This window comes from Alishewanella aestuarii B11, assembly GCF_000280055.1.
Lineage (GTDB): Bacteria > Pseudomonadota > Gammaproteobacteria > Enterobacterales > Alteromonadaceae > Alishewanella > Alishewanella aestuarii.
Genome location: NZ_ALAB01000026.1, coordinates 36,287 through 48,478 on the forward strand (window position 1 = coordinate 36,287; position 12,192 = coordinate 48,478).

Annotated in this window: 13 protein-coding genes; 9 read left to right on the top strand and 4 right to left on the bottom strand. The window is 51.9% G+C overall.

What is annotated here, in order from left to right; all coding sequences use genetic code 11:
* Positions 1–29: 29 nt before the first annotated feature.
* Genes AEST_RS09400 through lnt form a run of 4 tightly spaced genes read left to right on the top strand, consistent with a single transcriptional unit; the run spans position 30 to position 3,955 of the window.
* The gene (locus AEST_RS09400; protein ID WP_008608692.1) at positions 30–1,052 is read left to right on the top strand and encodes a PhoH family protein; all 1,023 of its coding nucleotides are present in this window, start codon (positions 30–32) and stop codon (positions 1,050–1,052) included.
* Positions 1,049–1,510, top strand: coding sequence for an rRNA maturation RNase YbeY (gene ybeY, locus AEST_RS09405; RefSeq protein ID WP_008608693.1), 462 nt, complete (start codon positions 1,049–1,051; stop codon positions 1,508–1,510). Before AEST_RS09400 ends, ybeY begins: the two co-directional genes overlap by 4 nt.
* A gap of 31 nt (positions 1,511–1,541) precedes the next feature.
* A complete protein-coding gene (locus tag AEST_RS09410; RefSeq protein WP_008608695.1) occupies positions 1,542–2,411 on the top strand; it encodes an HlyC/CorC family transporter in 870 nt (289 codons plus the stop codon).
* Between the two features lie 29 nt (positions 2,412–2,440).
* Entirely contained in the window at positions 2,441–3,955 is a 1,515-nt protein-coding gene (gene lnt, locus AEST_RS09415) for an apolipoprotein N-acyltransferase (protein WP_008608697.1), read from the top strand.
* Positions 3,956–4,074: 119 nt separating this feature from the next.
* On the opposite strand, the gene AEST_RS09420 is transcribed toward lnt, so the two are convergent.
* Positions 4,075–6,465, bottom strand: coding sequence for a Lon protease family protein (locus AEST_RS09420; protein ID WP_008608698.1), 2,391 nt, complete (start codon positions 6,463–6,465; stop codon positions 4,075–4,077).
* Positions 6,466–6,601: 136 nt separating this feature from the next.
* Here AEST_RS09420 and AEST_RS09425 point away from each other — a divergent pair, with 136 nt between their 5' ends.
* The 5 genes from AEST_RS09425 (at position 6,602) to AEST_RS09445 (ending at position 10,233) form a co-directional block, all read left to right on the top strand.
* The gene (locus tag AEST_RS09425; protein ID WP_008608700.1) at positions 6,602–6,877 is read left to right on the top strand and encodes a hypothetical protein; all 276 of its coding nucleotides are present in this window, start codon (positions 6,602–6,604) and stop codon (positions 6,875–6,877) included.
* 176 nt (positions 6,878–7,053) lie between these two features.
* On the top strand, positions 7,054–7,530 hold the full coding sequence (locus AEST_RS09430) for an HvfA family oxazolone/thioamide-modified RiPP metallophore (protein WP_008608701.1): 477 nt from the start codon (positions 7,054–7,056) through the stop codon (positions 7,528–7,530).
* A gap of 6 nt (positions 7,531–7,536) precedes the next feature.
* Positions 7,537–8,385, top strand: coding sequence for an HvfB family MNIO-type RiPP peptide maturase (locus AEST_RS09435; protein WP_008608702.1), 849 nt, complete (start codon positions 7,537–7,539; stop codon positions 8,383–8,385).
* On the top strand, positions 8,382–9,143 hold the full coding sequence (locus tag AEST_RS09440) for an HvfC family RiPP maturation protein (protein ID WP_008608703.1): 762 nt from the start codon (positions 8,382–8,384) through the stop codon (positions 9,141–9,143). Before AEST_RS09435 ends, AEST_RS09440 begins: the two co-directional genes overlap by 4 nt.
* 133 nt (positions 9,144–9,276) lie before the next feature.
* Positions 9,277–10,233 (top strand): hypothetical protein, encoded by a 957-nt coding sequence (locus AEST_RS09445; protein ID WP_008608704.1) that lies wholly within the window; start codon positions 9,277–9,279, stop codon positions 10,231–10,233.
* Between the two features lie 35 nt (positions 10,234–10,268).
* On the opposite strand, the gene AEST_RS09450 is transcribed toward AEST_RS09445, so the two are convergent.
* From AEST_RS09450 to AEST_RS09460, 3 genes are all read right to left on the bottom strand, one after another.
* Positions 10,269–10,619, bottom strand: coding sequence for a putative quinol monooxygenase (locus AEST_RS09450; protein ID WP_008608705.1), 351 nt, complete (start codon positions 10,617–10,619; stop codon positions 10,269–10,271).
* A 36-nt stretch (positions 10,620–10,655) separates the two neighbouring features.
* Positions 10,656–11,510: a universal stress protein gene (locus tag AEST_RS09455; protein ID WP_008608706.1), complete on the bottom strand. Its 855-nt coding sequence runs from the start codon at positions 11,508–11,510 to the stop codon at positions 10,656–10,658.
* Between the two features lie 74 nt (positions 11,511–11,584).
* Positions 11,585–12,049, bottom strand: coding sequence for a zinc ribbon-containing protein (locus AEST_RS09460; RefSeq protein WP_008608708.1), 465 nt, complete (start codon positions 12,047–12,049; stop codon positions 11,585–11,587).
* Between the last annotated feature and the right edge of the window lie 143 nt (positions 12,050–12,192).

Genomic DNA, 12,192 nt, shown 5'->3' on the forward strand with positions numbered 1-12,192 from the left:
CCGCGTCTGAACCAATAGAGAGAGCCAGCTTGAACAGCGACAGTAGCAGTATTGAATTACAACTTGAGCCCGCCGACCACCGGCGGCTCACCTTACTCTGCGGCCCCTATGACGATAATCTGAAGCATCTGGAACGGCGCTTACTGGTCGAGATCAGCCATCGCGCCGGCCAGCTCCGTATCGATGGCCCCACGGCCAATATTGACGCCGCCGCCTTGATCCTGCGCGAGCTGTACCAGCAAACGCTGAATGACCAGCAGCAAGTGCAAGCTATCAGCCCGGAGCAGGTACATCTGACCATTAGTGAACACTTTGATATTCAATATCAGGGGCAGGAAGGCACCCAGCGCGAGTTTTCACTAAAAACCAAAAAAGGTTTAATCAAACCCCGCAATCCGAATCAGGCTGCCTATGTGGCAAACGTGCTGCAACATGACGTGAGTTTCGGCATAGGCCCGGCCGGTACCGGTAAAACCTATCTGGCAGTGGCCTGCGCAGTGGATGCACTGGAAAGTGGCCAGGTCAAACGCATAGTGTTAACCCGTCCGGCGGTAGAAGCCGGCGAAAAACTGGGCTTTTTACCCGGTGATCTGGCGCAAAAAGTCGACCCTTACCTGCGCCCGCTGTACGACGCCCTGTTTGAAATGCTCGGTTTTGAAAAGGTCGAGAAGTATCTGGAACGTGGCGTGATTGAGATAGCGCCGCTGGCCTATATGCGCGGCCGTACCCTGAACGATGCCTTTATTATTCTGGATGAAAGCCAGAACACCACCATCGAGCAGATGAAGATGTTTCTAACCCGCATCGGGTTTAGCGCTAAAGCCGTGATCACCGGTGATGTGACACAGGTCGACTTGCCGCGCGGTCAGTATTCAGGCCTGAAACATGCGATTGATGTGCTTAGTGCGGTGCCGGAAATCAGCTTTAACTTCTTTAATGCCAAAGATGTGGTACGCCACCCGATAGTACAGCGTATTGTGATGGCCTATGAAGCCTATGAAGCGGCGCAGCCAAAAACTGATGAGCCAGCACGTAGCGGGAGTCGCCGATGAGCATCATCCTGGATTTACAACTGGCCAGCAGTGCTCACGACTTGCCTGATGCTGCCGAGTTTCAAACCTGGCTGGACGCGGCCATCCTGCCGTTTCAGGAGCAGGCTGAGGTCACAATCCGGGTTGTGGATGCCGCAGAAAGCCAGCAACTGAACCTGCAATACCGCGGCAAAGACAAACCGACTAATGTGCTGAGTTTTCCGTTTCAGTGTCCACCCGGTATTGAGCTGCCGCTGCTTGGCGATCTGGTGATTTGTGCGCAAGTCGTTGCTACGGAAGCAGCTGAGCAGGGCAAGCCGCCGGCATCACACTGGGCACATATGGTGGTGCACGGCTGCTTGCATTTATTGGGATTTGACCATATAAATGACGCTGATGCTGAGCAGATGGAAGCAGAAGAAATTCAAATCCTGCAACAGCTTGGTATCAACAACCCCTATTTACTGGATGAAATCTGATGTTCAATTGTTATGGAGCTAAAGTTCACTGATGAGTGACGACAATCCCCACTCTAGTCGCGGCTCTGCGTCGCGTAGCTGGTTAGAACGTATTGGCAGCATTTTTAGCGCAGAGCCACAGGATATCTCGGATCTGGAAGACATTATCAGCGAAGCGGCAGTTCGCGAACTGATTGATACCGATACCAAAAATATGTTGCAGGGTGTATTGGACGTATCCAATATGCGGGCCCGCGACATTATGATCCCCCGCTCCCAGATGGCCACGCTGGATATTGAGCAACCGCTGGCCGAAGTCCTACCCATTCTGCTGGAAAACAATCACAGCCGTTATCCGGTGGTAAATGAAGACAAAGACCATATCGAAGGCATTCTGATAGTCAAAGATTTGCTGCAGTATGCACTGGACCCCAGCAATACCGATTGGCAGTGGCGCGACCTGGTGCGCCCGGCGGTCATCATCCCGGAAAGTAAGAAAGTCGATGCCCTGCTGCGGGAGTTCCGGCAAAAACGCTACCATATGGCAATCGTCGTGGATGAATACGGCGGTGTTTCTGGTCTGCTGACGATTGAAGATATTCTGGAGCAAATTGTCGGCGAGATTGAAGATGAGCACGACGATGAAGAAGAGCACGATATCAAGAAGATGGCATCGCGGGTATTTCAGGTGAGTGCTCTGACGCCACTGGATGAATTCAACGAAACCTTTGGTACCCAGTTTGACGAGGAAGAAGCGGATACCATCGGCGGTATAGTGCTGCATGCCTTTGGCCATATGCCAGCAAAGGGCGAAGCGATTACGCTGGGCGATCTGACCTTTAAAGTCAGTAAAGCCAATAGCCGCCGCCTGATGCAGTTACAGGTGATCCGCTCCCGGCAGAGCGAAACAGAAGGAAGCTAATCATTAAAGCGCTGTGGTCCCGACCCTGGTTGGTTGCCGTAAGTTTACTGCTGGCCGGTTTAGCCAATACTCTGGCTTTCGCTCCCTATACCCTCTGGTGGTTGCCGCTATTAACGCTAGCCTGGTTTAGCGCGGCCATTGCCAACAGCGCCAGTCCCCGCCAGGCCGCCGGCTATGGCTTTAGCTATGGTGTTGGTTGGTTTGGGCTTGGCATTAGCTGGGTACATGTCAGTATCGACCAGTTTGGTGGTTTGCCGCTGGCCGGCAGTCTGAGTTTAATGGCGCTGTTAGTCGCTTATCTGGCACTGTTTCCGGCCTTTACCGCCTGGCTCAGCCGTCGCCTGCTGGGCACCCTCGCCCTACCACTGCTGCTGTTGGCATGCTGGACCTTAAGTGAATGGCTGCGCAGCATCCTTCTAACCGGATTTCCCTGGTTATCGCTCGGCTACAGTCAAACGGATTCACTGCTCAGACACTATGCGCCGCTGCTTGGTGAAATCGGCATCAGCGCAGTGCTGGTCTTTATCGCCGCCAGTCTGGCCAATCTGCTACAGCCTCTTTCCTGGCCTGCGCGCTGCTGGCCAGCCGTAGTCAGCGTACTACTTTGCCTGCTTAGCCCACTGCTGGCACAAGTTAAAGGCTGGCAACATAGTAACGAGCAGTTAAGTGTGCTGCTGGTACAGGGCAATGTGCAGCAGGAGCTGCGCTGGGTGCCGGAGCAGGAATGGCCAACCATGCTGAAGTATCTGGATCTGACCCGGCCGCACCTGAGTCAACACCAACTGGTGATCTGGCCGGAGGCCGCCGTACCGCGTATTGAACCTCTGGCCGATGACTTTCTGGATAACCTGGATAAATCAGCGTTTTATAGCGATACAGCGATCATTACCGGCATTATCGATTACAACCTGAAAACCCAGGAAGCCTGGAATAATCTGATTGTGTTGGGTAAACAAACTGCCGATGCCGGCAGTGGTCACTATTTCCATGGTCATGCCAACCGCTTTAGCAAACATCATTTACTGCCGATTGGCGAATTCGTGCCGTTTGAGAGCTTCCTGCGCCAGCTGGCACCGATTTTCGATTTACCGATGAGCTCTTTTAACCGCGGCAGCTATGTGCAGCCCAACCTGACTGCTAATGGCTTTCATTTATTGCCTGCGATCTGCTTTGAAATTGCCTTCCCGGCGCAGATCCGCGCCAATCTGACCAGCGAGACCCAGCTGTTACTGACCGTCAGTAATGATGCCTGGTTTGGCGACAGTATAGGCCCGCATCAGCACCTGCAAATTGCCCGCATGCGGGCGCTGGAATTCGGTTTACCGCTGTTACGCGCCACCAATAATGGCATCACCGCGACCATAGATGCCGATGGCCGCATCAGAGAGCGCGCACCACAGTTTACTGAAGCGGTGCTAAGCGACACCCTGCAATTGACGCAGGCTAAGACGCTCTACAGTAAGTTGGGAAATCTACCGTTATTCAGCTTGAGTACTTTGCTACTGGTTTTCGCCCTGTTCCGCCACTGGCGTTTAACGCGTTAACAACGGTGCTATAATTTCCATGCAAGTTAAACAGCTACGACAATATCATGAATAAATGAAGCTGCTTGATGCAGCTTCATTTGTACTTTCGCAACTACTCCGAGGCTTTGTCGGGTAAGCTATTCTTCAACGCTGCCGTTTACCAGCTCGGCAATCTCCGCCAAACGCAACAACGCCCGACCATTAAGTGATTTTTTCGGATACTGCCCGCGGTTATTACGTTCACCTGCGACTTCACCGGTTAATAGCTCTAATGCCTGATCCACGGTTTTGACGGTGTAAATATGGAACTGTCCGGCAGCAACCGCAGTCACCACGTCCTGATCCAGCACCAGATTTAACTGATTACTGGCCGGAATAATCACCCCTTGCTCACCAGTCAAACCACGCGACTGACAAAGCCGGAAGTAGCCTTCAATTTTTTCATTCACGCCGCCTATTGCCTGTACCTGACCATATTGGTTAATCGAGCCGGTCACCGCCAGACTTTGCCGGATTGGAATTTCCGTAATAGCCGAGATCAGAGCACAGACTTCAGCCAATGAGGCGCTGTCGCCATCGATATGGCCATAAGACTGCTCCATTGCAATATTCGCACTTAAGGTCAGCGGAAAATCGCGAGCATATTTGGCCCCCAGATAACCGGTTAGTAATAATACGCCCTTGGAGTGGATTGCTTTACCCAGCTCCACCTCTCGCTCGATATCCACTACGCCGCTGGAACCGGCGAATACCGTCGCGCTGATCCGCGCCGGGGTACCAAAGGCGGTATCACCGATTTCCAGTACCGTCAGGCCATTGATCTTACCGACTGCCAAGCCGTCGGTATCGATCAGAATATGTCCTTCCTGAATATCTTCTAAAAACGCCTCACTGATGCGGCCGGTACGGTATTTTTTTCCTGCCAGCGCCTGGCGGACATGCTCACTGGTTAATTGTTCAGCCTGCTGCTGCCGCGCAAAAAAGCAGGCTTCACGCACTAACTCCAGTACATCGGCAAAACGGGCAGACAGCTTACGCTGATGTTCAGCCTGGCGGAAACTAAACTGTAATAGCTGCTGCAGCCCGCAGCTACTTAACGACTGCAAACCCATTTCCTGTAATTGCAATTGAATTTGCGCTGCCATATCGCTTAAGGTTTGCGGCAAATATGGTAAATAGTGCTCAAAATCAGCTAATACCCGGAATAACTCATTAAATTCTTCGTCGAAATCCTGCACTAAATAGTACAGATCACGCGACCCCAACAACACCACCTTAACGCTGAGTGGGATGGCGCGCGGCGTAATAATAGTTGAGTTCGTCACCGCATGATCGCTAAGGGTATCAATCACCACTTCACCGGCCTTTAATGCCAGCTTTAATGCATCCCACACTGCGGGCTGGGTTAAAAGCCGATCAGCATCCAGGATCAGATAACCGCCATTGGCTTTGTGCAGAGCGCCGGGGCGGATCATCCGGTAATTGGTAAATAAGGAACCTCCGGCCGAGCTATATTCCACCCGGCCAAACAGGTTGCCATAGCTGGGGTTGGGTTCAAAAATAATAGGCGCGCCAGACATCGTTTCATGATGTACCAGCACATTAGGCACAAATTCCTCGATAAAGATTTCGCGGCTAACCGGCTCCTCGCCCTTCTCGCCTTCCGACTCATCCGGCAGCAGCTCCATTACCGCTTTCACCAGTTCCGGTCGCATCTCACGCAGGTATTTTAAGACCCCCAACTCGGCATTGTAGTGATGCTCCAGCTTTTTCAGCATCGGCTTAATCGCTTGCTCAATAGTATCTTTGCGCAGCGCCCGCAAATTCTCCGACAATTCCCGCTTCCACTGCGGCAATTCCAACAGCTGTTCGTTGAGGATGGTTTCCAGCTCCGATACCAAATCATAGAAATACTGCCGCTGCTCTTCGGATAGCTTAGTAAATTCCTGATCATCCAAAGGCTTGCCATCAATGATTGGCGAAAAGCTCACAGCACCGTTTTCTTCGTACAATACCACCTGCTTTTCCAGCGCTTTCTTTTCGACCTGTTCGATGGCCTGTTCATAACGCTCATCAAAGGCCCGGTGAATGGCTTTTTTCTTGCGTTGATAGCCAGGGTTATCAAAGGCAGCCGGAAAGGTATCCAGCAAATCATCAATCAAACTTTCCAGCTTTTTGACCAGCACCCGGCCTTCACCCGGTAGCAAGCGCAGCGTAATAGGTACCCGTTCGTCATCAAAATTGTTCAGGTAGCACCACTCTTCCGGCGTGGCTTTTTCACTGGCGGCCAGCTGCAGAATTTCCTGTACCAGCGTAAAGCGCCCCAAAGCCGGCTCTCCCATCACATAGAGGTTATAGCCCGGCATATCCATCCCAATGGCAAACTCCAGTGCGGTTCGGGCGCGGTCCTGGCCGATAAAGGCGGCGGGAACAGCGGGTTGCTGCAGAATATCGGAGACCAGTGCTGAATCCAGTTGCGGGCCAAGTTGTGCCGGCGTCAATGCCAGTTGCTGCTCTAATTGCGTCATTTAGTGCCTTAACAATAAAGGTAAGTTTTTTATATAGTAACAAAAAGCCGGTTACTGCGCTGTAGGCTGTGGCTAAAGTTTTCTGCGTTAACGCCGATAAGCAGGTAAGTGCGATAACTGTAAACCGGAGTATCAGATGAACGAGCGCGACTGCCTGCAAAAAATCCGTAACCTGGGGGTTCGCCTGCAGGAGCTGGAGCTGGCCAGACCGCAGCCTGGCAAATCCTATACCTCGGTAGCGCTGGACTTTTTGTTTAAAGAGCACCAGTTAGAGCGGCCGACCGGTGCACCACTGGAGTATACGCTCAGAACCCTGGGCAAGGCGCTGATGGAGCGGCATCAACTAAAGTTTCAACGCCTGGATGCAACAGCCATCGTCGACTATTTTTGCCGTTTTTATCGCGTGCATTAAAAAGATCCGTCTAAAGCGTCAAGCCAGACTGACGCCAACTTTCCGCAATGCCCCGTAAATAAGAGGCGGCAGGCTTTCCTGAATAGCGTTTCTGTCATAGTATTAAAAATCAAGTAAAGTCCGCCAGGCTGTTCACGCGGGCTTATTCGCATGCTACTGACACTGGAGACAAAGAAATGAACAAACTTAATAAAGCGCAATTAACTCTCGCTTTAGGTGCCTTAACGCTGGCCTCGGGCAGCGCCCTGGCCGATAGCAACCCGTTTCAGGCGCAGCAACTGAGTATGGCCTATCAAGTGACTACTCAGGACAATACCGGGGTTAAAGTTAAGGTAAAAGAGCAAGCCACCGATAAAGCCAAAGAAATGAAATGCGGTGAAGGTAAGTGTGGTGAAGGCAAATGCGGTGCCGAAATGCAGAAAAAAATGGCAGATGCCAAAAAGCAGGCTGCCGACAAAGCCAAAGAAATGAAATGTGGCGAAGGTAAATGCGGTGAAGGCAAGTGCGGTGCCGAGATGCATAAAGCCGATGCCAAAGCTAAGGCCGCTGAAGCTAAAGCTGCCGGTCAGGAAAAAGCCGCTGATGCCAAGAAAAAAGCCAGTGATAAAGCCAAAGAAATGAAGTGCGGCGAAGGTAAATGCGGCTCTATCTAACGCCAAATGAAACCACTCGCTCACTTTAGTAGCAGCAGCGCAGGCCTTGGCCTGCGCCGCGAGCTGCTGCCAGAACTGTTAGCAGATAAGCCGGCTATCATCGATTTTTTTGAGGTTGCGCCAGAGAACTGGTTACCTTATGGCGGTAAACTGGCGAAAGACTTTCGGCAACTGACCGAACGCTATGCGTTTTTTTGTCATGGCCTGTCGTTAAATATTGGTGGCCCGGACCCGTTGGATCTGGATTTCTTGCAGCAGTTAAAACACTTTCTCGACCAGCATCAGATCCTGCGCTATAGCGAACATCTGAGTTATTGCGCTGCCGACGGCCATCTGTATGACCTGATGCCGATCCCCTTTACTGAGGAAGCGGTACATTATGTGGCGGCCCGGATTAAACAGGTGCAGCAGATCCTGGAGCGGCCGTTGATTATCGAGAATGTCTCCTACTATGCCGCGCCAGCACAGCAATTAAGTGAACTGGAATTTCTGTTGGCGGTGCTTACGGAAGCCGACTGCCCGCTGCTGCTGGACGTAAATAATATCTATGTCAATTCCATCAACCATGGCTACGATGCCGGTGCCTTTTTAGCTGCGATGCCAAGCGAGCGCATTGCCTACTACCATATTGCCGGACATTACCAGCAAGCGGCCGACTTACTGATTGATACCCATGGCGCTGCCATTCCTGATCCGGTCTGGCAATTGTTGCGCCTTAGCTATCAGCAGCATGGTGTAAAACCAACCTTGTACGAGCGCGACTTTAATATCCCGCCGCTGGCCGACCTTTGCCAGGAACTGTCTCAAATTAAGCAGTTGCAGCAAGTTGCCAGCCCGAGACCAGCAGCAGTATGACTGAGCCGACAACCCCTAACTTACAGCAAACCCAACTGGCGTTCGCCCGGGCAATTCGCCATCCCCAAGAGCCCTATGCGGATCAGACGGTGCCAACAGCACGGCTGCAAATCTATCAGCAGTTGTTTTTTAATAACGTCAGCGGCTTTATCGATAATGCCTTCCCGGTACTCAGCACCCTGTATCAGCCCGATGCCTGGCTAAGCCTGAAACAACGCTTTTTTGCCGATTATCGCTGTCACTCGCCCTATTTCTTGCATATTGCCCAGCAATTTGTCGATTTTCTGCAGCAATATCAGCCCGCTGCCGCCGATCCGCCGTTTTTAGCCGAACTGGCCCATTACGAATGGGCTGAGCTCTATGTCGGGACACTAGCCGTCACGTCAGCACAGCAGGCCGTGATACCGGCACAACTAATGTCGGCCAGGTTAAGGCTAACCGAAGCCAGCCTGTTAGCGGTATACCAGTATCCGGTGCAGCATCTGAGCCCGGATTATCAGGTTAACGAACCCGGACCAGGCCAGGCCTTTCTGATCTACCGCGATTGGCAGGATGAAGTGATCTTTGTGCAGTTAAATCAGGCCAGCTTACTGCTGTTACATCTGCTGACGGAGCAGCCGGGACAAACCTTGCCACAAGTGACTGCCAGCCTGGCACCACAACTCGCGCCCTACAGCGCAGCGCAACTGACCGAATTTGCGCTACCCTTACTGACAGAGTTGGCCGTTAAGGGCGCACTGCTGCACGATGGCGGCTAAGTTGGCCTTGTCGCCTTAGCCGGCTCAACTTGAATTTTTTTCATCTTGATTGGAAAAACTTTCACGTAAAATGGATAGCCAGACGTCTAAATAGCTGTATACTTATGCTACCAGGTTTTGGAGTAACAGCATTATGGCATTATCACTGGCAGAGAAAATTGCAGATCCACAGCAAGGGGTATATCTAATCGGTACTACCCCGCCCAAAGCCGGCACCGCTGCTGATAAAAGCTCGCGGATCGCGGGTAAGTTGTTAGGCCGTTTGCAACAGCTCGAATACGATGGCCTGATTGTCTATGATATTCAGGATGAAAGTAGCCGGGTTGCCACCGAACGGCCTTTCCCGTTTCAGAGCACTCTGGACCCGCGCGAATACAGCCGGTTGTTACGCGAGCTATCGGCGCAGGATGTCATTACCTATAAAAGTGTGGCTCAGCGTGATAGCAGCGAATTTGAGCACTGGCTTAGTGAAAGTGCCGCAACCTTTGCCCTGAAAAATCTGGTGTTAGTGGGTAGCCCTTCATCACATGGCCAGATCAAGCTCAGTTTACCGCATGCCTATCAGCAGCTCGCCGCCCATCCGGCAAGCTTCTTTTTGGGTGGAGTTGCCATTGCCGAACGCCATGCCAAAAAAGGCGATGAACATTTACGCTTAATTGATAAAGCGGCCCAGGGCTGTCAGTTCTTTATTTCGCAGGCGGTATATAACGCCCAGGCGACCATTGATCTGATTACCAGCTATGCCCGCAGCTGTAAACAGCAAGGTCTGACGCCAAAACGTCTGATTTTAACCTTTACCCCGTGCGGCAGTGAACAGACGCTGGATTTTATGCAATGGCTCGGTATTTCGGTGCCACAGGCCTCGCGTTATCGTATTCTGGATGCCGAAAACCCACTGAACGAATCGATTAAGATCTGCCGCGATAATCTGACACAGATCTTAACCCACTGCGCGAATTTGGAGGTGCCGCTGGGCCTGAACGTTGAAAGCCTGACTAACCGCAAGGAAGAAATCGATGCCTCTATCCGCTTGTTCCGGCTATTAAAGGCGCTGATGGAGTTACATCTGGCAGAAAAGCAGGTTGCTTAAGCGACCTGTCGTGTCCGAAAAACTAAGCTTAACGCTTAACTCAGTTTAGGTGCATCGTAGTTGGCTGGCTCGTCCGTATAAATACAGACATTCCACCGGGCCGCCAGCCCATTTTCTGCCAGACAATATTGTTCAAAAAAGGCTTTAATTTCGGCGCGTTGGCAATGCGCTTCAAAGCTGGCTAAATCGGCCCAGATTTCATTAAAAGCAATCGGAAAACTCGTACCATCAGCAAAAGGACTCTGGATCTGCCGGGTCACCACATACTGCAAACAGCCGTCTTCCCGCAACGTATTAGGTTCTAAGCTTTGCAACACCTTAAATAGCTCAGCTTCTTTACCGGCTTTTGGCAGAAACTGTGCCACACAATAGACTTTCTTCGACATCACGCTACTCTTTATCTTTATGGCAAGCGCCAGTAATTACCGTAACACTAACATTGAGCAGCGGGCTTTACTCAGCATCGCCGTGGTGGTGCTACCCAGAATAAACTGCCGGATCCGCGAATGGCCGTAGGCGCCCATCACAAGCAGATCAATGACTTGTTCCTGCTGGTACTGGTGCAGGGCCTCGTCCGGCTCGCCGGTCACTATCGCGGTACGGGTATCAAAACCGGCCAGCGTTAGCACACTGGCGGCTTCGGCCAGTTGTTTTTCGGCTTGTTCACTGCGTACTGCGGCCATTACCAGATGTACCGGTAGGCCACGACACAGCGGGCTGGCGGCCAGCATTTCCAGACTCTTTTGCGCGGTAGCGCTGCCATCATAGGCCAGCATCACCCGCTTCGGCGCGGAAAAACGCTGCTGCGTCAGTAAAATAGGCTTTTGCATACTGCGGATAATCATCTCGATATGCATCCCCAGTTGACCATGCGCATCGGTACTGCTTAAGCCTCGCTTACCCAATACCAATAACCGGGTATCATCCTGCAGTGCCTTTAATGACTCCAGTAACGGACCGTGCCGCATCACTTCGCTGATCTCAGCGACTGCGGCGGCGCCGGCCCGGGCATGCGCCGCATCCAGAATATGATGGCCACGCTGCAATGCCAGCTTGCTGTGTTGTTCATCCAGCTCTGCCAGTTGTTGCAGTAACACTTCCTGCGACCCCAAACCGATACTGCCACTTAAATCCGGAGTTTGGGTATGCTGTGCCCTGTCAATCACATGCACCAGACTAAGGGGCGCGGTCAGCGCCTTAGCGGCCCAGATCGCACCATCACAAACTGCCTCAGCATAGGGTGAGGCATCAATACAGGCAAATACTTTCAGCGACATCTGTTACGCAGTTCCAAATTTGACTAATAGCCTGTTTTACCCGAAGTCATTTACCTTGTACAGCACTGACAAGGCTATACCGGCAAGCCGTCACGGAAAAATTGTACGCCACCACAGTGGCTGCAACTTAACAGCTCGGCCGGGTGCGTATAATCGATACTGTGCTGACATTGACTGCAGCGATAGCGGCCCATGCCAACATATTCGCCCTGATAATACACGCCCTGATGTTGGAAATCGTCAATCAGCTCGGCCCACTCTACTTGTGTCCGGTCGGTAATTTGGCTTAATTGCTCCCACAGCTCCTCAGTCCACATCGAAGGTTGCTGCTCCTCGGCAGCCCCTTGCTGCCACTGACTTTTCAGCGTTTCCAGAAACAGTTGCGTCTCATAGGCACTGAGCTCCTTGCCAGCTTTCAGATAAGCTTTCAGGGTGTCGGCAACATCAAGCATACTTTGCAACTGTTCTTGCCCTGCCTGTTGCAGTGTCTGACTCAGGTCTTTAAGCCAGTTGCGGTATTTCGCGTTAAAGTCTGCCATCTTGTACTCCACTGGTAATTTAGCAACGCTATTCTGAGTATAGACAAAGGGTAGCTTATTGTTGTCAAACCGCGGCTAAGGTATGCTATAGCCAATTTTTTTTACCCATTTCAGCCTGAGGCTGAGGCCGGGTCGTCCCCGAC